This is a genomic window from Dactylosporangium sp. NPDC000244 (assembly GCF_040300725.1).
Classification (GTDB): Bacteria; Actinomycetota; Actinomycetes; order Mycobacteriales; family Micromonosporaceae; genus Dactylosporangium.
The window spans coordinates 13,890-33,927 of sequence record NZ_JBEPEH010000026.1; the positions used below are offsets into that span (position 1 = coordinate 13,890).

Sequence of the window (20,038 nt, forward strand, 5' to 3'; positions counted from 1 at the left end):
CGTGAAGATTCCAGTCCTCGGGCTCGCGCTGGCGCTGGCGGTGTATGCCGCCTTCCCGCTGGCCGAGGCCCGTGCGTGGGGATGGCTCGCGGTTCTCGTCGTCGTGACCGGCATGATCTTCGCGATCTACCTGTCGCCGCGGGCCATCCCGGCGAAGTACCTCGTTCCTGGCGTGCTGTTCCTGCTGGCGTTCCAGGTCGTCCCGGTGCTCTACACCGTCGCCACCGCGTTCACCAACTACGGCGACGGGCACCGGGGCAGCAAGCAGGAGGCGGTCACCGCGATCCAGAGCGCCTCCGTGCGGCAGGTGCCGGGGTCGGTCGAGTACACGCTGTCGGTCGCGCTCGACGACGGCGGCCTCAAGTTCCTGCTGCTGTCGGCGGACGGAAAGGCGTACGTGGGCGACGCCTCCGGCCTGAGGGCGTTGGAGAACGCGACGATCTCGGCCGGGCGGATCACCGGCGTGGACGGCTACCAGCTGCTCGACCTCGGGCAGGCCACCCAGCGCAACGACGAGATCCTCGCGTTCACCGTGCCCACGGACGGCGGGGCGATCCGGGCCTCCGGGCTCACCCGCGCCTACACGGGCCAGGCCACCCGCTACTACGAGGCCGGCTGCGACTGCATCACCGACCGCGGCACCGGCAAGCGGTGGAAGGCCGACGAGGACACCGGCTCGTTCGTCGCCGACGACGGCGAGCACCTCGCCCAGGGCTGGAAGGTCAACGTCGGGCTGGCCAACTTCGGCCGGGTCATCGCCGACTCGCGGATCGCGGGCCCGTTCCTGAAGACCCTCGTGTGGAACCTGGGGTTCGCGCTCGGGTCCGTGCTGGCGACGTTCGCGCTCGGGCTCGCCTGCGCGCTCGCGCTCAATGCGAAAATGCGGGGGCGCACCTGGTACCGCGTGCTGCTCGTGCTGCCCTACGCGATGCCCTCGTTCGCGATGCTGCTGGTCTGGCGGGACCTGTTCAACCAGGATTTCGGGCTCATCAACCGGCTCACCGGCCTGCACGTGGACTGGTTCGGCACCCCGTGGACCGCGCGGCTGGCCGTGATCCTGGTGCAGCTGTGGCTCGGCTACCCATACATGTTCCTCGTCGCCACCGGCGCGCTGCAGGCGATCCCGCGGGAGATGTCGGAGGCGGCCTCGATCGACGGGGCCACCCCGATGCAGCGCTTCCGCCGGGTCACCCTGCCGCTGCTGCTCGTCGCGCTCACCCCGCTGCTCATCTCGTCGTTCGCGTTCAACTTCAACAACTTCAACGCGATCTACCTGACCACCGAGGGCGCGCCGTTCGAGGCCGGCAACTCCAGCATCGGCGCGACCGACCTGCTCATCACCTACACGTACCGGCTCGCGTTCGGCGGCTCCGGCGCGCAGCTCGGCTTCGCGGCGGCGATCTCGGTGTACATCTTCGCCATCGTGGCCGTCATCTCGGTCGTCGGCTTCCGTCGCAGCCGCAAGCAGGAGGAGGTCTACTCGTGATCGCCTGGGTCCGCACGACCGGCTGGCGGCACGCGGCCGGGCTCCTCGCCGTCGCCTTCTCGCTGTTCCCGATCGTCTTCGTCGTCTCCGCCGCCCTCAACCCGCTGGGCTCGCTGAGCTCGACGCAGCTCATCCCGAGCGCCGCGGGGCTGGGCAACTTCGGGGACCTGTTCTCGAAGACCGCGTTCCCGCACTGGTACCTCAACTCGATCCTCATCGCCGGGATCGCCGCCGCGGTGGGCGTGTTCCTGTCCATCCTGGCCGCATACGCGTTCTCCCGGATGCGGTTCAAGGGGCGCCGGGTCGGGCTCGTCTCCCTGCTGCTGATCCAGATGTTCCCGCAGTTTCTCTCGGTCGTGACCATCTACCTCATCTTCGCCGCGCTCGGCGACTACTACCCGGCGATCGGGCTCGACCGGCCGTGGGGGCTGATGCTGCTGTACCTCGGCGGCGCCCTCGGCGTGAACACCTGGCTCATGAAGGGCTTCCTGGACACCGTGCCCAAGGAGCTCGACGAGTCCGCGGTCGTCGACGGCGCCAGCCACGCCCAGATCTTCTTCCGGGTCACGCTGCCGCTGGTCGCGCCGATCCTCGCGGTCACCGGGCTGCTCGGGTTCATCGGCACCATCAACGAGGTGCTGCTGGCCAACGTGTTCCTGCACTCCGACGACGCCAAGACGCTCGCCGTCGGGCTCTACGGCCTCGTGGCCGAGCAGCGCAACGCCAACTTCGGGATGTTCTGCGCCGGCTCGCTGCTCACCGCGGTGCCCACGGTCGTCGTCTTTCAGGTGCTGCAGCGGTACATCGTGTCGGGCCTCACCACCGGGGCGGTGAAGGGATGAGCGTCCATCACGACGGGTCCGCGTTATACGTGCCGGACCAGAACCCGCGGCTCGGCTCCAACGTGGACGTGCTGCTGCGGACGTCCCTCGGCGTCCGCTCGGTACACGTGCGGTCCATCGAGGACGGTGAGCCGCGGTTCGCCAAGGCCTCCGCCGAACGGCGCGGCGACGAGCTGTGGTGGCGGGCGAACGTCCTGGTGCGCAACCCCGTCACGCGGTACCGGTTCCTCGTCGACGGGGACTGGTACACCGTCCTCGGCCGCTTCGGCCACGACGTGCCCGACGACACCGACTTCCGGCTCGTCGCGCACCCGGGCCCGGCGCCGTGGGCGCGTGAGGCGATCGTGTACCAGATCTTCCCCGACCGCTTCGCCCGCTCGGCCACGGCCCCGGCCACCCCCGGCTGGGCGGAGCGCTGCGAGTGGGACGAGCCGGTTCGCGGGCACTCGAGGGAGTGGTACGGCGGCGACCTCGACGGCATCGCCCGGCGCCTGGACCACATCCAGGACCTCGGCGCCGACACCGTCTATCTCACGCCGTTCTTCCCGGCCCGCTCGAACCACCGCTACGACGCCGTCGCCTTCGACCGCGTCGACCCGCTGCTGGGCGGGGACCGGGCCCTGCGCCGCCTCGCCGACGCCCTGCACACGCGGGGGATGCGGCTCGTCGGCGACCTCACGACGAACCACACCGGGGTCGAGCACCCGTGGTTCGACCAGCCCGATCTGTACTACATGAGCGCCGACGGCGGCTACGAGTCCTGGCTCGGGGTGGCGTCGCTGCCGAAGCTCAACTGGCACTCGGCCCGGCTCCGCGAGCGGTTCGTGACCGATCCGGACTCGATCGTGCGGCGGTGGCTGCGGTACCTCGACGGCTGGCGCGTCGACGTGGCCAACATGACCGGCCGGCGCGCCGCGGACGACCTGACGCTCGAGGTCTCCCGGCTCATCGCGGACGCGGTCCGGGGCGCCCGTCAGGACGCCCTGCTGGTCGCCGAGCACGCCCACGGCGCCGGCGGCGACCTCGACGCCGGCGGCTGGCAGGGCACGATGAACTACGCCGGGTTCACTCGTCCACTGTGGACCTGGCTGCGCGCTTCGTCGCTGGACCTGCCTGACTTCCTCGGCGTTCCCGGTCCCGTGCCCACCCGCGACGGCCGGGCGTTCGTCGCGACGATGCGGGCCATGATGGCGACGATGTCCTGGCGTTCGTGGACCCACTCGTGGAACATGCTCGGCAGCCACGACACGGCCCGCATCCGCACGGTCGTGGACTCCGCCGACCTGCACGAGGTCGCGACCGGCCTGCTCGCCACCCTGCCCGGCGTGCCGATGATCTTCGCGGGCGACGAGTTCGGCCTGACCGGCACCAACGGCGAGCGGTCGCGCACCCCGATGCCGTGGCGCTCCGGCGCTTCGGTGCTGCCCTGGTACGGCCGGCTGCTCGCCCTGCGCCGCAAGCACCCGGCCCTGCGAGGGGGCGGCCTGCGCTTCGCCCACGTGGACGCGGACGCGATCGCCTTCTGGCGCGAGACCCACGACGAGCGCCTGCTGGTCCTCGCCCGCCGCGCCTCGGGGCCTCCGGTCGCCCTGGATGTCGCCGAGGCGGTGAACCTCTACGGCGGGGCGGCGTGGAACGGCACCCTGCCCGGCGACGGGCCGACCCTGCAGATCTGGTCGGTCCCCGCGTAGCCGGTTTTTGTGTCGTATCCCCGCTGCCGTGGCCCCCGTCAGCACGGCCGGCGGCCCCCTGCGAGTGGTGCAGGAGACCGCCGCGCTGGACTCGCGGCTGATGCCTACCCGGCCACCGGGGTGAGCTCGGGCTCTTCGGCCTCGAAGTGGTCGCGCTGCTCGCTCGCCGGCGGCTCGTGGCGCTGGCGGGGGATGAGCAGGGCCACGGCGACGGAGAGGGCCGCGGCCACGGCGAGGGCGACGAACGCCGCGGTGTAGGCGGACTCGGTCGGCAGGCCGTCGGCGCGCAGGTCGGCGGTGACGATGGAGCTCACCAACGCGGTGCCGATCGAGGCGCCGATGGTGCGGATGTTGGCGTTCATGCCGCTGGCCGCGCCCGTCTGGGCGATCGGGACGCTGTGCACGATGAGGGAGGTCATGGAGGCGTAGGCGAGACCGACGCCGATGCCGAAGACCGCGCCGGCGGTGGCCACCTCCCACGGGTGGGCGTGGGCGAAGGCGAACGCGGCGCTGGCCGCGGCGGCCAGCAGCGAGCCGGCGATGACCTGCGCCCGGCTGCCGAACCAGGCGGCCATGGGGCCGCTGAGCATGCCCGCGACCGCCATCGTGGCCAGCATCGGCACCATGAGCAGGCCCGCCTGGCCGACCGTGGAGCCGAAGCCGTAGCCGGTCGAGGACGGGATCTGCATGAACTGGGGCAGGAACGCGTAGACGCCGAACATGCCGGCGCCGAACAGCAGCGCCACGATGTTCGTGGTCCACACGGCGGGCAGGCGCATCATGCGCATGTCGATGAGCGGGTTGCCCGAGCGCATCTCGACCGCGACCCACCCGGCGGCCAGCAGCGCGGCCGCCGCGAGCAGGCCGATGGTCAGCGGCGACGCCCAGCCCCACGCGTTGCCCTTGCTCAGCGGCAGCAGCAGCGCCACCAGCCAGCCCGACAGCAGCACCGCGGCGAGCCAGTTCACGCGCCCGCTGGAGCGCGACGGCGACGGCGGCACGAACCGCCAGGCCAGCAGGCCGGTGACCACGACGACGCCGAGCGGGATCCAGAACAGCCAGCGCCAGTTCAGCGCGGCCACGACCGGCCCGGCGAGCACGATGCCGAGGCCGCCGCCGAGCGCGATCACCGCCGACATCGCGCCGACCGCGGACACGACCCGGGCCGGCGGGAACTCGTCGCGGATGATGCCGAACGACAAGGGGAAGAGCGCCCCGCCGAGCCCCTGGATCACCCGCGCCTCGATGAGGATGCCGATGCTGGGCGCGAGGGCGGCGAGCAGGCACCCGAGCGCGATGGCGGCGAGCGCGACCAGCAGGGTGCGCTCCTTGCCGATCATGTCGCCGATGCGGCCCATGAGCGGCGTGGCCACGGACGCGGCGAGCAGCCAGGCGGTCAGCACCCACGTCACGGTGCCCGCCGACGTGTGCAGGTCGCGCTGCATGACCGGCAGCACGGGGCTGACCAGCGACTGCAACATCGAGAAGGCTGCCGTGGACGCGGCGAGGACGCCGAACGTCAGCCGGTACGAGGACCGGGAAACTTGAGGCATGCCTCCACAATACCGGAGGCCAGCCTCCGGACAACGGCTTTTCCCCGTGACGGGGATCGCATGACCTACTCCGCAGGGAAACTGTGTAGGCTTCCTACGTAGTTTTCCGATGGAGTCTTCGTGAGGGGGAGTTCCGTGGCGGAGCGATCGACCGGGGCGGCCATGGCCGCCCGCGATCTGGTCGAGCTGTTCCGGCGGCTGCGGGCCCGGCTGCGCCAGGTGCCGTCTGGCGGCCTGACCCCGTCGCAGGCGGCGGTGGTGCTGCGCCTGCACCGCGACGGCGCCTCCTCGACCACCGTCCTGGCCCTGGCCGAGGGCGTCCGCTCGCAGTCGATGACCGCGACCCTCAACGCCCTCGACGACCTCGGCCTCATCGGGCGCTCGCCCGACCCCGAGGACGGCCGGCGGCACGTCATCACGCTCAGCGAGGCGGGCCGGGCCCGGGCCCTGGCCGACAAGCAGGACCGCAACGCGTGGCTGGCGCGCGAGATGGACCGCCGCTTCACCGAGCCCGAGCTGGCCACCATCAACGAGGCCCTGACCCTGCTGGCCCGCCTCGGCGAGCCCACCGGCTGACCGCTGTTTCGCAAGACCGTTTGCAGAGAGGCAACCCGCATGTCCGAGACCCGTCCAGTCCTGCTCGCCATGGACTTCCAGCAGGGCATCATCGACCGCGCCGGCGGCGGCGCCGCCCTCGAGGCCGTGGGCCGCGCGATCGAGGCCGCCCGCGGCGCCGGCATCCCCGTCATGTACGTCCGCGTCGCCTTCCGCCCCGGCTACCCGGAGGCGGCGGCGGCGAACCGGACCTTCGGCGCCATCAGCCAGGCCGGCGACATGATGACCCAGGACCACCCCGCGACCCAGCTGCACGCCGACCTGCCGGTCCGGCCGGACGAGCCGGTGATCGTCAAGCGCCGGGTGAGCGCCTTCAGCGGCAGCGACCTGGACGTCCTGCTGCGCGGGGCCGGGGCGAACGCCCTGGTGCTGGCCGGCATCTCGACCAGCGGCGTGGTCCTGTCGACCCTGCGCCAGGCCGCGGACCTGGACTGCGGCCTGACCGTCCTGTCCGACGCCTGCGTCGACCCCGACGAAGAGCTCCACCGCGTGCTGACCGAGAAGATCTTCCCCCGCCAGGCCACGGTCACCACGACCGGCGAGTGGATCAAGTCCCTCTGACCCGGACGGGCGTCGGCCTGGCATGCCGTTGTGGATGACCGCGGTCCGGCTGTGGTGGCCGCGGGAGCCGTGACGGTGGCGGCGGCGTCGGAGTGCGCGTGACGAGACGCATGCGTGCGGTGGTGGCGGTCGCGTGGCCCGGCTGTGGTGGCCGCGTCGCAATGCGAGTGACGAGACGCATGCGTGCGGTGATGACGGTCGCGTGGCCCGGCCGTGGTGACCACGGGAACCGTGATGGTGGTGGCCGCGTCGGAGCGTGCGTGACGAGACGCATGCGCGCGGTCGTGGTGGCCGCGCTGCTCCTGACCCTGACCGGATGCGCACGCTCCGCAGCCGATCCCGCGGCCCAGCCGCCCGACGCAGCCACCCCCGCGGCTCAGCCACCGTCCGCGGCCGGCGACTGGCCCGCGGGTGTCAAGGAGGCCGAGGTCTACACGGCCGTCCTGCACCGATACCTCGCCACGCGCTCCGAGAACTCCATCTCGGAGAACGGCTTCGCGACGACCTACGTCCTCGACCACGACGCCGACGGCGCCGCGATCGCGGACAACACCCAGCACCAGGTCACGGAGGCCCTGTCCGACGTGACGACCGTGCACTTCATCGCCGACCGCGAGTCGGTGCTGACCCACAGCAACGGCTGCGCCGAGGTCAAGGACGGCGGCATCCTCATCACGCTCGGTCGACCGGACGGCGACGACAACGAGGTCAGGGTCCTGGTCCACGGCTTCGTGGCCTGCCTGGGCGCGACGAGGCTGACGTACGTCGTGGAGAACTCCCCGGGCCCGGGCTGGACCGTGACCCGCACGACCGGCTCGTTCGAGGTGGCCTGAGCCGGCCGCCGGACGCGGTGTGCGAACCGCCCGAGTTTGGTTGCGGTGCGTGGGCTGTCCGAGCGTGGTCGCGCGTGCGGAGCGTTCGAGCGTGGTCGCGGTGTGCGAACCGCCCGGGCCGCGGTCGCGGAGTCGGCGGTGCCGGCGGCGTGGTACGTGTCGCCGAGGCGCCGCGCGACATCAACCCGGCGGAGCGGCCCCGCGGCACCCTCGGCGACGACAGGCACCCGCCGCACCCGGACGGTCGGCTGCGGATGTAGCCGGCGGGGGCCGCCTTCGTGGTGGTGGTGGGGACGTCCCGGCGTGGGTTTGTCGCACCCGGCGGCGCCGGCGACCACAACCGCCAAGCGGGAGCTGCGCCTGGTGGTCGCGGGCCAACGGTCGATGCCGACGCGGCCGAGCGGGTGTGCGGGCGGGCCGGCGCCTCCAGGGTCGCCGGCCCGCCCGTGCTCACGAGAACAGGTTGAGCTCCGCGATCGACCACCAGCTCGTCGACGTGCCCGTCTGTACGATCCGCACGTACCGTGCGTTCTGCGCCGCGAACGTGGCCGTCACCAGCGCGCCCGTCCCGGTGCCGGTCGCGATCGGTGCGCCCCAGGTGACCCCGTCCGCGGAGACCTGGATCTGGTAGCCGCGGGCATAGTCCGCCGCGCTCCCGCCCGAGTCCATGCGCAGCTCCTTGAACGTCCGCGCCGCGCCCAGGTCCAGTTGCAGCCACTGGCCGTTCGCCATCGGCGTGCCCGTCGACCAGCGCGTCCCGGTGTCGCCGTCCAGGACCCGGGCCGGCACGTCGGTGCCGCCCGTCGCCGAGGCCGTGGCCGTCCAGCCGGTCCGGGGCAGGACTCCGGTCGCCGGGGGAACGGTGCCGGACGTGTCCAGGTTCAGCTCCGCGATCGACCACCAGCTCGTCGACGTGCCCGTCTGCACGATCCGCACGTAGCGGGCCGTCACCGCGTTGAAGCCGACGGTCACCTGGGCCGCGGTGCCGGTGCCGGTGGCGATCGGGGCGCTCCACGTGACCCCGTCCGCGGAGGTCTGGATCTGGTAGCCGCGGGCGTAGTCGTTCGTGCTGCCGGCCGAGTCCATGCGCAGGCGGTCGAAGGTCTGCGCGGAGCCGAGGTCGGCCTGGAGCCACTGGCCGTTCGCCATCGGGGTGCCGGTCGACCAGCGCGTCCCGGTGTCGCCGTCCACAACCCGGGCCGGCACGTCAGCGCCTGCGGTGGAGGACGCGGTCACCGTCCACGCGGTCCTCGGAAGCGGGTTGTACACACCACTGGTGCCGCCGATGGACACCTGGCCGGTGAGGCGGATGTCCCGGGACGAGGCGCCCACGTAGACCTGGTGCGTGCCGGCGGCCGTGGTCCACGCGGTGCCCCAGGTCTGGAAGCTGCGCGCGTCCAGGGTCACCGTCACACGCTGGGTCTGGCCCGCGGCCAGCGAGACCTTCGCGAAGCCGCGCAGGTTCTTCGGGGGCTCGCCGGTGCTCGCGGGCTGCCCGACGTACACCTGCGGCACCTCGGACCCGGCGCGCGTGCCGCTGTTGGTGACGTCGAACGCGACCGCCACGCGGCCGGTCGCGTCCGGGGCGGCGACGGTCAGGTTGCTGTAGGTGAAGGTGGTGTACGACAGGCCGTGACCGAACGGGAAGAGCGGGGTCACGTTCTGGGCGTCGTACCAGCGGTAGCCGACCTTGAGCCCTTCGGAGTACTGCACCTGCCCGCCCTGCCCCGGCCACTGCGCCGCGGTGTTCGCGGGCACGTCGGCCAGCCGCGCCGGGAACGTGACCGGCAGACGGCCGGTGAAGTTCGCGTCGCCGTAGAGCAGGGCCGCGAGCGCGTTGCCGTCCTCCTGGCCCGGGTACCACGCCTCGACGACGGCCTTCACGCTGTTCACCCAGGGCATGGCGACCGCCGAGCCGCTGTTGACGACGACCACGGTGTTCGGGTTGACCGCGGCCACGTCGGCGACGAGCTGGTTCTGGGCCGCGGAGAGGTCGATGCCGGCCAGGTCGGAGCCCTCGGACTCGAAGTTGTCGACGAAGACGAGGGCGGTGCCGGCGCCGCGGGCGGCCGCGATCGCCTGGTCGTGCACGGACTGGCCCGGTGCCGACCAGCCCAGGGTCAGGTTGCTCGCGCCGCCGCCCTGGAAGTAGTCGACCTCGACGCTCACGTTCTGCCCGGCGCTCAGCGTGACCGAGCCGGTGCGGGTGGTGCTGCCCTGGTTGAACCAGTTGTTGATGACCTGCTGGCCGTTCACGATGAGCCGGCTGCCGTCGTCGCTGGTCAGGGAGAACTGGTACGTGCCGCTCACGGTCGGGTGGAGGGTGGCGGTGTACCGCGCCGACCAGTTCGTCGCGTTGACCCCCGGCGCCGGGGAGGCGCCGCCCCACACCTTGTCGATCGCGCTCTCGGCCCGGGTGAGCACGGCGGTGCCGGAGAGGTCGGTGCTGTTGTAGTACGCCGCCGTGAGCCCGGTGAACGCGCCGGCCGGCACCGGGGGCAGCGCGCCGTCGGCGGCCGGGATGCCGGGCGCGTAGACGGCGGAGGCGCTGCGGGCGTGGATGGCGTCGTAGGGCGTGACCACGTAGGGCGCGTTGACCGCGGCGCTGCCGCCGCCCTGGACCATCGCGCGGGTGCCGCCGCCCGGGCCGATCACCGCGACCGTCGCGCCGCCGGCCAGGGGCAGCGCGTTGCCGGCGTTCTTCAGCAGGACCGCACCGTCGCGCGCGACCTGACGCGCGACGTCGGCGTGGGCGGAGGTGGTCACGACCGCGGCCGTGTCGACCGTCTGCGTCTTGTCGAACAGGCCGCGGCGGAACATCGACAGCAGGATGCGCCGCACGTGGTCGTCGATGGTCGCCTGGGACACCTGGCCGTTCTGCACCGCCGTGGTGAGCGCGGCGCCGAAGTACTGGCTGCCGGGCATCTCCATGTCGAGCCCGTTGTTCGCCGAGGCGACGGTCGAGTGGGTGGCGCCCCAGTCCGAGGTGATGAAGCCGGTGAAGCCGAGGTCCCGCTTGAGCACGTCGTTCTGCAGCGGCCCGTTCTCGCAGGCGAAGGCCCCGTTGACGGCGGAGTAGGAGCACATCGCCGAGTCGGCCTGGCCCTGCTGGACGGCGGTCTCGAAGGCGGGCAGGTAGATCTCGCGCTGGGTGCGCGCGGCCACGATCGCGTTGTCGGACAGCGTGTTGCGGTTGGTCTCCTGGTTGTACGCCGCGTAGTGCTTGACCTGGGCCATCGGGCCCTGGCTCTGGATGCCCTGGATGTCGGCGGCGCCGATCTGCCCGGCCAGGTACGGGTCCTCGCCGAACGACTCGAACGCCCGGCCCCAGCGCGGGTCGCGCACGATGTTGATGGTCGGGGCGAGCACCACGTTCGTGCCCTTGCCCCACTGCTCGGCGCCGAGGACCTCGCCGTAGCGGCGGGCCAGGGCGGTGTCCCAGGTCGCGGCGGAGGCGACCGGGGCCGGCAGCTGGGTGACGCCGGTGAACCCGTCGCCGGCGCCGACCGGGCCGTCCTGGAGCCGGATCTGCGGGATGCCGAGCCGCGTGTTGGCATCGACGCACCCGGCGAAGCCGCAGCCGGCCCCGCCGTGCAGCATGGTGAGCTTCTCGGCCTGGGTCATGGCGGCGAGCAGTTCGTCGGCGCGCTGCGCGGGGGTCTGGGTGGCGTCGCGCCAGGGCTGGTCGGCGGCCTCGGCGGCGCGGACCCCGGCGACGAGCCCGCCGGTCAGCGCGGCGGCGAGGGCCGCGGCGAGCAGGGCACGGCGAAGTGACGGCATGATGCTCCGATCGTGGTCATGGCGGTGACCGCAAGGCGCCTTGGGAGAGCGCTCTCCGAGCCTTGCGCGCGGTGCCGGGACTGTCAAGGGTCTCGATTTCCGAACCGCCTGTGACCAGCGTCGATCCGTCGTACTTGCACGTGCGTCATCGCAGTATGATCACATCGGGCAACCTAGCGTCACCGGGGCATCGGCTGGCAGGTCAGATGGCGATTGGCCGAGCGTCTGAAACCTGTGACGAAACGTGCACCGGGTGATCGTCTTGTGTCAGGCTCGGGCGCGTTCTACTTGCTTGAACAGTCGGAGGCAGGCTTGACCAGCAACCTTGACGTCGCGCTCAAGGGCGCGATGAACATCGACGGCGCCATCGCCGTCGCGCTCGTGGACTACACCAGTGGCATGACCCTCGGCACGCTCGGCGGGGGCCCCGACTTCGACATCACCGTGGCTGCGGCCGGCAACACGGACGTCGTGCGGGCCAAGCTGCGCACCATCGACATGCTCGGGCTGCCGGACAAGGTCGAGGACATCCTCATCACGCTCGACACCCAGTACCACATCATCCGTCCCCTGGGCTCGCTCGGCGGCCGCGGGCTCTTCCTCTACCTGGCGCTGGTCAAGACCCGCGCCAACCTCGCGCTGGCCCGTCACCAGCTGCGCCAGATCGAAGAGGGCCTCGAGCTGTGACCTATTTCGGGACTGCGACGCCACCCGACGCGGACGGGTTGCCGCGCCGCGCCCCGGTGGAGCAGACCTGGGGTGGCACGGCGGGAACGTTCGGCACCAGGATCGACCCGATGGCCGCCGCGCTCGCGGCGGTCCGCTCGGAACTGGCGGACCTGCGCCTGCGCGTGCCGGGCGTGCGGGGCTCGGCCGTCGGCGGGGTCGACGGCCTGCTCATCACGCACGACCTGCCGCCGGGTCTCGAGCCGGCCGACCTGGCGGCGCTGGCCGCGACCACCTTCGGGCTGGGGCGGCAGACCGCGCTGGTGCTCGGGCAGAACCCGTTCCGCGACGCCACGCTGCGCAGCGAGGGCGGGTACTTCACCGTCTACGCCATCAACCCGACCAGCCTGCTGGCGGTCCTCGGCGACGACGGCATCAACGTGGCGCGCCTGCACCTCGAGGCCCGCCCCGCGGTCGCCCGGGTCGCCGCACTGCTGCCGCAATAAGCAACCAGCACCAACAGCAGAACCAGAAGCAGAACCAGAACCACCCGCGCCGAATTGGCTCCGGCGGATGACACCCGCGCCGGGCCATGATGACGCGGTGCCCGACTTCACGGATCTCACCACCCCGCTCGTCGCCGACGCCTGTGTGCGCGCCGGCATCGCCCCGCGGATCGCGCCCGCCGGCATCAGGCCCGTCATTCCCGGGACGCGCCTGGCCGGACGGGTGCTCCCCGCCCGCCACCACGGCAGCGTCGACGTCTTTCTCGAGGCGTTCGGCGCGGCCGAGCCGGGCGACGTGCTCGTCGTGGACAACGGCGGACGCACCGACGAGGCCTGCGTCGGCGACCTGACCGTGCTCGAGGCCGCCGCGGCCGGAGTCGCCGGCCTGGTCGTCTGGGGCCTGCACCGCGACACCACCGAACTGCTCGAGATCGGCCGGCCGGTGTTCAGCTACGGCGCTCTCCCGCTGGGCCCGCTGGGCGTCCGCGAGTCCGAGAGCCTCCCGTCCGCCCGCTTCGGGCCCCACGTCGTCACCGCGGCCGACCTGGTGCTGGCCGACGACGACGGGGTCGTCTTCCTCGCGGCCGACCGGGCCGACGACATCCTGGGCAAGGCCCGGGACATCCGCGACACCGAGCGTGAGCAGGCCGCGCGGATCCGGGCGGGGGAGACGCTGCGGCGCCAGACCGCGTTCGACGACTACCTCGCGCGCCGGGCGGCCGATCCCGGGTACACCTTCCGCCGGCACCTGCGCCGAGTCGGTGGGGCCATCGAGGAGTAGAGGCAGGGCCAGGCATAGGGTCCACCGTCGTTGACGGGGAAGTTCGTCAATGTGAGGGTGCGAATCACATTGACGGGCGGCTACGCGTAGCCCACGAACGCCGCGCGTACCCCGACGAAGGGATCCCCCATGCGCAAGAGACGGACACTCGCAGTCGGCGCGGCCATCCTCGCCGTCGCCGCGAGCGTCGTCGCCGGCCCGGCGCCTGCTCAGGCGCTCGCGGTCACCGGCCTGGGCTCGACGATCGCGCTGAACAACTGCTCGGGCTCGCTGGTGCGGTGGCCGCAGTCGGTCGACTCCGACCGGGCCATGCTGCTCACCAACGGGCACTGCTACGAGAACGGGTTCATCCCTGCGGGCCAGGTCTACACGAACCGCGCCAGCACGCGCTCCGGGACGCTGCTGAGCGACAGCGGCGCGGCGCTGGGAACGGTGAAGGCCGACAAGCTCATCTACGGCACCATGACCGGCACGGACGTGTCGCTGTACCAGCTCACCGACACGTTCGCGCAGATCAAGTCGAAGTACAGCAACACCACCGCGCTCACCGTGGCCGCCACCCGTCCGGCCGACGGCACCGCGATGACCATCCCGTCGAGCTACTGGAAGCAGGTCTGGACCTGCAACATCAACGGGTTCGTGCCCACCCTGCGTGAGGACACGTGGACGTGGCACGACTCGATCCGGTACAACACCGGCTGCCAGACCACCCACGGCACCTCGGGCTCGCCGATCGTGCGCACGTCGGACCGGGCCATCATCGGCATCAACAACACCGGCAACGACGACGGGCAGAGCTGCACGCTCAACAACCCGTGCGAGGTCGACGCGAACGGCAACGTGACCGTCCACCAGGGACAGTCCTACGGCGAGCAGACGTACTGGTTCACCACCTGCCTGAACGCCTCGCGCGCCATCGACCTCACGGTCTCGGGCTGCCTGCTCACCGGGGCGAGCACGCCGGGCAACACGGTCACCGTGTCCAACCCGGGCGCGCAGACCGCGACGGTCGGCACCGCGAAGTCGCTGCAGATCACCGCGACGGACTCGGCGTCGGGCCAGACGCTGACCTACTCGGCGACCGGGCTGCCCGCGGGCCTGAGCATCAACGCGAGCACCGGGCTCATCTCCGGCACCCCGACGACCGCCCAGACCACCACGAGCACCGTGACCGCCCGCGACACCACCGGCGCCACGGGTAGCGCGAGCTTCACGTGGACGGTCAGCGGCGGGGGCGGCGGGTCCTGCAGCGGCCAGAAGCTCACGAACCCGGGCTTCGAGTCGGGCGCGACGGGCTGGACGGGCACGACGGGCGCGATCGGGCAGTGGGCCTCGCAGGGCCAGGCCGCGCACGGCGGGACCTACAGCGCGTGGCTGCTCGGGTACGGCTCCACGCACACCGAGAGCATCTCGCAGTCGATCACCGTCCCGGCCGGCTGCTCGGCGACGCTGACGTTCTGGGTGCACATCGACTCCGCGGAGACCACGACCACGACGGCCTACGACAAGCTGACCGTCTCCGCGGGCTCCACGACCCTGGCCACGCTGTCGAACCTGAACAAGGCGACGGGGTACGTGCAGAAGTCGTACAGCCTCAGCGCGTTCGCAGGCCAGACCGTCACGCTCAAGTGGAGCGGCAGCGAGGACTCCTCGCTGCAGACGTCCTTCGTCATCGACGACGCGGCCGTCACCGTCGGCTGATGAGACCGGGTGGGACCGGCCCCGGACCGGTCCCACCCACCGCCGTCAGTCCTGCGCCTTGCCCGTGGTGAGCCGGGCGAGCACCAGCGCGACGAGGATGATCAGGCCGTACACCGCCTGAATCCACTGCGCCGAGACCCCGGCCAGGGTCAGGATGTTGCTGATGAGGCCGAGCATGAGCACGCCGCACAGCGCGCCGAGCAGGGTGCCCTTGCCGCCGTTCATGCTCACCCCGCCGATGACCGCCGCGGCGAACACCTGGAAGATCATGCCGGAGCCCTGGGCGGCCGCGACGGAGCCGAGGCGGCCGGTCATGAGCAGCCCGGCGAGCGCGGCGAGCACCCCGGCGACCATGAACACGATCCACATCACGCGGTCGGCGCGGATGCCGGCCGCCCGGGCCGCGTCGGCGTTGCCGCCGATCGCGTAGACCGCCCGGCCGTGGCGGAACCAGCCGAGCACGGCGATGCCGGCCGCGAAGATCGCCGCGCACAGCCAGATCGACAGGGGCAGCCCGAGCCAGGTGGCGTTGCCGAGGTACAGCACCGACGGGGGCAGCTCGAACAGGTTCTGCCCGCCGGTGACGCCGATCTGCAGCCCGCGCAGCTGGATGAGCATGCCGAGCGTGACGATGAACGCCGACAGCCCGAAGCGCAGGATCAGCAGCCCGTTGAGCGCCCCGACGGCCAGCCCGACCAGCAGGCAGATCGGCACGGCGAGGGCGTCGGACCACTCGGTGCCGATGCCGTTGCTGGCCGCCGGGATGACCAGGGCCACGCCGAGCGCCGGGGCGAGGCCGACGGTCGACTCCAGCGACAGGTCGAACCGGCCGCCGATGAGGATGAGCGTCTCGGCCAGCACCAGCAGGGCCAGCTCGGTCTGCTGCTGCAGGACGTTGACGAGGTTGGCCCGGGACAGGAAGACCGGGTCGATCAGCGCGCCGACGACCAGCAGCACGACGATGGCGGGCAGCAGCGCGAGGTCGCGCATCCGCGCGGCGGACAACGTGCTCACGTGGCGACTCCTTCGACGGCGGCGACCACGTCGGTGTCGCCCCACCCGGCCGGCAGCTCGGCGGTGACCCGCCCGTGGAACATGACGAGGACCCGGTCGCAGTGGCGCAGGTCGTCGAGCTCGTCGGAGACCATGAGCACGCCCGTGCCCGCGTCGGCGGCGGCACGGACCGCCCCGAGCAGCGACTCCTTCGAGCGCACGTCGACGCCTGCGGTCGGGTTGATGAGCACGAGCACCCGCGGGCCGCTCGACAGCGCCCGGGCCAGGACGACCTTCTGCGCGTTGCCGCCGGACAGGCTCGCGACCGGGGCGGCGGCGCTCTCGGTGCGGATGTCGTACCGGGCGATGAGCTCCTCCGCCACGGCCCGCCGCCGCGCGGGCACGACGACCCCGGCCGGGCCGAGGCGCCCGGCGATCGGCAGGGTGGCGTTCTCGGCCACGGACAGCAGTGGCACGAGACCCTCGCGGTGCCGGTCCTGGGGCACCAGGCCGATCCCGGCGGCGAGGGCGGCGGGAACGCCGGGGCGCACCGCGGTACCGCCGACGAACACCGAACCCGAGGACGCCTTGCGCAGCCCGCCCACCGTCTCGGCCAGGGCTACCTTGCCGCTGCTCCCCGAACCCGTCAGGCCCACGATCTCGCCGGCCCGCACGTCCAGCGTCGCCGGTTCGAACGCGTCGTGCAGCGCAAGGCCCTCGAGGCGCAGCACCGTCGACGTCCCGGCGCGGGACCGGGGAGCGACCGCGGTCAGGCCGGTGGCCTCGCCCGTCATCGCCGCCACGAGCGCGTCGTGGGAGACGGCGGCGACGGGCTCGGTGAGCACCCAGCGGGCGTCGCGCAGGACGGTGACGGTGTGGCAGACGTCGTACACCTCCCGCAGATGATGCGAGATGAACAGCATCGTGACGCCGGACTCGCTCAGGGACCGCAGGCGCGCGAACAGGCGGTCGATGGCGGGCGCGTCGAGGCGGGCGGTCGGCTCGTCGAGGATGATGAACCGGGCGCCCTGGGACAGGGCCCGCGCGATCTCGACGAGCTGGCGCTGCTCGACGCCGAGGTCCCCGGCCGGGACGCCGGGGTCGACGTCGACGGCGTACTCGGCCAGCAGCTGCGCCGCCCGCCGGCGCAGCGCGGGCCAGCGGATGAGGGTGCCCTGGCGGTTGAGGAACAGGTTCTCGGCCACGGTCAGGGCCGGGATGATGGTGGAGCGCTGGTAGACGCAGGCGACCCGGGCCCGCCAGGCGCCGCGGTCGGCGATCGGCGGGGCGGGCCCGTCGCCGAAGCGGATCTCGCCGCCGTCCGGGGCGCTGAGCCCGGTCAGCAGCGAGACCAGCGTCGACTTGCCGGCGCCGTTGCGCCCGACGAGCGCGTGGGTCTCGCCGGGCGCGATGCGCATCGAGACCTCGCACAGCGCCGTGGTGGCCCCGAAGCGCCGGGTGACGCTCACGGCCTCCACGGCAGGGGTGTCGGCGGACATCATGACCCGATCTGGTTGCCCCACAGGGCCTTGTCCTCGACGTTGTCCTTGGTGACCAGCGGGGCGGGCAGCTGGTCCTCGAGCACGCCGTCGCGGACCTGGACGATGGTGCTGCCGTGGTCGGTCGGGCCGGGCTGGAACGTCTTGCCCTCGACCGCGGCCTTGGCGTAGAAGAGCGCGTACTTCGCGTAGAGGTCGGCCGGCTGGGAGACGGTCGCGTCGATCTCGCCCTTGCGGATCGCGTCGAACTCCTGCGGGATGCCGTCGTTGGAGATGATGGCGATGTGCCTGGGGTCGGCCGGCGGCACCAGCAGGTTCTTGGAGCGCAGCAGTTGCAGCGTGGGGGCCAGGAACACGCCGCCGGCCTGCATGTAGATGCCGTTGATGTCGGGGTGCTGGGCGAGGCGGGTCTGCAGCGCGGCCGAGGCCTTGGCGCCCTCCCAGTCGGTGGGCTCGGCGAAGACGGTGATGCCGGGGAACTTGCCGCGCATGCACTCGGCGAACGCGTCGGACCGGTCGCGCCCGTTGACCGAGCTCAGCGCCCCCTGGAACTCGACGACCTTGCCCTTGCCCCCGAGCTTCTGTCCCAGGAACTCACAGGCTTTCTGGCCGTACGCCCGGTTGTCGGCCCGCACCACCATGAACACCTTGCCCTTGTCGGGCCGCGTGTCGACGGTGACCACGGGGATCTTCTTCTGCTCCAGCGTGGTGAGCGTGGTGGCGATGGCGCCGGTGTCCTGCGGTGCCATCACGATGGCCTTGGCGCCCTGGCTCGTCAGGGCCTGGGTGTTGGCGACGAGCTTGGCGATGTCGTTCTGCGAGTTGGTCGGCGTCATCAGGTTGATGCCGCTCTCCTTGGCGTACTGCGGGATGTACTTGGCGTAGGAGTTCCAGAAGTCGGAGTCGGCGCGGGGCAGGTCCACGGCGATTTGGGCACTGCCGGGGTTCGCTGGAGCCTCACCCCCGGCGTCACCGCAGGCGGCGAGGGAGACGAGCAGGGCGGCGGCGACGAGCGGCGGGAGCGTTCTCATGACGGGGCCTCGTTCCAGATCGGACCGTCGGGAAAGGCGTAGCGGGCGCGGCTCTCGGGCCGCATGGTGGAGCTGAACCCGGGCGCGGTCGGCGCCAGATAGCGGCCGGCGCGGAGGCGGACCGGGTCCGTGAAGTGCTCGTGGAGATGGTCGACGTACTCGATGACGCGGTTGTGCGTGCTGCGCGAGACGGCCACGAAGTCGAACATCGACAGGTGCTGCACCAGCTCGCACAGCCCCACCCCGCCCGCGTGCGGGCAGACCGGGACGCCGAACTTGGCCGCCAGCAGCAGGATCGCCACGTTCTCGTTCACCCCGGCGACGCGGGCGGCGTCGAGCTGGACGAACGAGAGCGCCCGCAGCTGCAGCAGCTGCTTGAACACGACCCGGTTCGGCACGTGCTCGCCGGTCGCGACCGGGATCGGCGCGATGCGGCGGGCGATCTCGGCGTGCCCGACGACGTCGTCGGGCGAGGTGGGCTCCTCGACCCACCACGGGTGGAACGGCGCGAGGGCCCGGACCCACTCGACGGCGGTGTCCACGTCCCAGCGCTGGTTGGCGTCGACGGCGATGCGCACGCGCGGGCCGCAGACCTCCCGGGCGATGCGCAGCCGGCGGATGTCGTCGCCGAGATCGGCGCCGACCTTGAGCTTGATCTGGGTGAAGCCGGCCGCGACGGCCTCGCGGCACAGGCGGGTGAGCTTGGCGTCGTCGTAGCCGAGCCAGCCGGGCGAGGTCGCGTAGGCCGGGTAGCCGTCGGCGAGCAGCGCCGCGACGCGCTCCTCGCGCCCCTCCGCGCCGGGCTTGAGGATCTCGAGGGCCTCGGCGGGGGTGAGGGCGTCGGTGAGGTACCGGAAGTCGACCAGCTCCACGAGCTCCTCCGGCGGCATCGAGGAGAGCAGCCGCCACAGCGGCAGCCCGGCCCGCTTGGCCTTGAGGTCCCACAGGGCGTTGACCACGGCGGAGATCGCCATGTGCATGACGCCCTTCTCGGGGCCGAGCCAGCGCAGCTGGGAGTCGTGCACCAGCTCGCGCCACAGGCCGCCCAGGTCGCCGAGCACGTCGGCGGCCAGGCGTCCGACGAGGTACGGCCGCAGCGCCCGGATCGCGGCGGTCTGCACCTCGTTGCCGCGGCCGATCGTGAAGGCGAACCCGTGCCCCTCGTGGCCGTCGGCGGCGTCGGTGCGCAGGACCACGTAGGCCGCCGAGTAGTCGGGGTCCGGGTTCATCGCGTCGGAGCCGTCGAGCCTGCGGGAGGTCGGGAACCGCACGTCGGAGGTGTCCAGCGAAACGAACCGGTCGCTCATACATCGGATGTTTAGCAGGCCTCCGGTGACGAAGGCAAGGCTTTCGATGCGTAGAGCAGAAGTTTGTCGATGGGTTGACGCCGGGATACCTCGGATGTTCACTGTCGAGTCGAGGGTTGCCCATGGTTCGGTACGCGGAGCCACCGCTACGACACCGGGCGACGCCCGTGGTGCCGCGACGCCGACGCGACAC

The 20,038-nt window shown here is 72.1% G+C and carries 16 protein-coding genes; 10 read left to right on the plus strand and 6 right to left on the minus strand.

Going from position 1 to position 20,038, the window contains the following annotated elements:
* Position 1 precedes the first annotated feature (1 nt).
* From ABT369_RS33400 to ABT369_RS33410, 3 genes are read left to right on the plus strand one after another with little or no spacing between them, the layout of a single operon-like run.
* The gene (locus tag ABT369_RS33400; protein WP_350617932.1) at positions 2-1,486 is read left to right on the plus strand and encodes an ABC transporter permease subunit; all 1,485 of its coding nucleotides are present in this window, start codon (positions 2-4) and stop codon (positions 1,484-1,486) included.
* Positions 1,483-2,328 carry a sugar ABC transporter permease gene (locus ABT369_RS33405; protein WP_350617934.1) on the plus strand — a complete coding sequence of 282 codons (846 nt, stop codon included), beginning with the start codon at positions 1,483-1,485 and terminating at the stop codon, positions 2,326-2,328. The genes ABT369_RS33400 and ABT369_RS33405 overlap by 4 nt, the downstream gene beginning before the upstream one ends.
* Complete coding sequence (locus tag ABT369_RS33410; protein ID WP_350617936.1) at positions 2,325-4,019, plus strand: glycoside hydrolase family 13 protein; 1,695 nt, start codon at positions 2,325-2,327, stop codon at positions 4,017-4,019. The genes ABT369_RS33405 and ABT369_RS33410 overlap by 4 nt, the downstream gene beginning before the upstream one ends.
* A 104-nt stretch (positions 4,020-4,123) precedes the next feature.
* Here ABT369_RS33410 and ABT369_RS33415 read toward each other — a convergent pair whose 3' ends face one another.
* Complete coding sequence (locus ABT369_RS33415) at positions 4,124-5,572, minus strand: MFS transporter (RefSeq protein ID WP_350617938.1); 1,449 nt, start codon at positions 5,570-5,572, stop codon at positions 4,124-4,126.
* Positions 5,573-5,707: 135 nt separating this feature from the next.
* On the opposite strand from ABT369_RS33415, the gene ABT369_RS33420 reads away from it, so the two are divergent.
* The 3 genes from ABT369_RS33420 to ABT369_RS33430 all read left to right on the plus strand — a co-directional run bounded on the left by ABT369_RS33420 (position 5,708) and on the right by ABT369_RS33430 (position 7,581).
* A complete protein-coding gene (locus ABT369_RS33420; protein ID WP_350617940.1) occupies positions 5,708-6,148 on the plus strand; it encodes a MarR family winged helix-turn-helix transcriptional regulator in 441 nt (146 codons plus the stop codon).
* Between the two features lie 39 nt (positions 6,149-6,187).
* Positions 6,188-6,748, plus strand: a complete 561-nt coding sequence (locus ABT369_RS33425; RefSeq protein WP_350617942.1) for a cysteine hydrolase family protein — start codon at positions 6,188-6,190, stop codon at positions 6,746-6,748.
* A gap of 260 nt (positions 6,749-7,008) precedes the next feature.
* Positions 7,009-7,581, plus strand: coding sequence for an LptM family lipoprotein (locus ABT369_RS33430; RefSeq protein WP_350617944.1), 573 nt, complete (start codon positions 7,009-7,011; stop codon positions 7,579-7,581).
* A gap of 450 nt (positions 7,582-8,031) precedes the next feature.
* Here ABT369_RS33430 and ABT369_RS33435 read toward each other — a convergent pair whose 3' ends face one another.
* A complete protein-coding gene (locus ABT369_RS33435) occupies positions 8,032-11,361 on the minus strand; it encodes a glycoside hydrolase family 3 C-terminal domain-containing protein (RefSeq protein WP_350617946.1) in 3,330 nt (1,109 codons plus the stop codon).
* Between the two features lie 348 nt (positions 11,362-11,709).
* Here ABT369_RS33435 and ABT369_RS33440 point away from each other — a divergent pair, with 348 nt between their 5' ends.
* The 4 genes from ABT369_RS33440 (at position 11,710) to ABT369_RS33455 (ending at position 15,015) form a co-directional block, all read left to right on the plus strand.
* Positions 11,710-12,048, plus strand: coding sequence for a hypothetical protein (locus tag ABT369_RS33440; RefSeq protein ID WP_350618196.1), 339 nt, complete (start codon positions 11,710-11,712; stop codon positions 12,046-12,048).
* Positions 12,045-12,533, plus strand: a complete 489-nt coding sequence (locus ABT369_RS33445; RefSeq protein WP_350617948.1) for a roadblock/LC7 domain-containing protein — start codon at positions 12,045-12,047, stop codon at positions 12,531-12,533. Before ABT369_RS33440 ends, ABT369_RS33445 begins: the two co-directional genes overlap by 4 nt.
* A gap of 97 nt (positions 12,534-12,630) precedes the next feature.
* Positions 12,631-13,314: an RraA family protein gene (locus ABT369_RS33450; protein WP_350617950.1), complete on the plus strand. Its 684-nt coding sequence runs from the start codon at positions 12,631-12,633 to the stop codon at positions 13,312-13,314.
* A gap of 129 nt (positions 13,315-13,443) precedes the next feature.
* Positions 13,444-15,015, plus strand: a complete 1,572-nt coding sequence (locus ABT369_RS33455) for a putative Ig domain-containing protein (protein ID WP_350617952.1) — start codon at positions 13,444-13,446, stop codon at positions 15,013-15,015.
* Positions 15,016-15,060: 45 nt separating this feature from the next.
* Here ABT369_RS33455 and ABT369_RS33460 read toward each other — a convergent pair whose 3' ends face one another.
* Genes ABT369_RS33460 through ABT369_RS33475 form a run of 4 tightly spaced genes read right to left on the minus strand, consistent with a single transcriptional unit; the run spans position 15,061 to position 19,845 of the window.
* Positions 15,061-16,029 (minus strand): ABC transporter permease, encoded by a 969-nt coding sequence (locus tag ABT369_RS33460; protein WP_350617954.1) that lies wholly within the window; start codon positions 16,027-16,029, stop codon positions 15,061-15,063.
* The gene (locus ABT369_RS33465; RefSeq protein WP_350617956.1) at positions 16,026-17,510 is read right to left on the minus strand and encodes a sugar ABC transporter ATP-binding protein; all 1,485 of its coding nucleotides are present in this window, start codon (positions 17,508-17,510) and stop codon (positions 16,026-16,028) included. Before ABT369_RS33465 ends, ABT369_RS33460 begins: the two co-directional genes overlap by 4 nt.
* The gene (locus ABT369_RS33470; protein WP_350617958.1) at positions 17,507-18,538 is read right to left on the minus strand and encodes a sugar ABC transporter substrate-binding protein; all 1,032 of its coding nucleotides are present in this window, start codon (positions 18,536-18,538) and stop codon (positions 17,507-17,509) included. The genes ABT369_RS33465 and ABT369_RS33470 overlap by 4 nt, the downstream gene beginning before the upstream one ends.
* Positions 18,535-19,845: an enolase C-terminal domain-like protein gene (locus ABT369_RS33475; RefSeq protein ID WP_350617960.1), complete on the minus strand. Its 1,311-nt coding sequence runs from the start codon at positions 19,843-19,845 to the stop codon at positions 18,535-18,537. The genes ABT369_RS33470 and ABT369_RS33475 overlap by 4 nt, the downstream gene beginning before the upstream one ends.
* Positions 19,846-20,038: the final 193 nt, after the last annotated feature.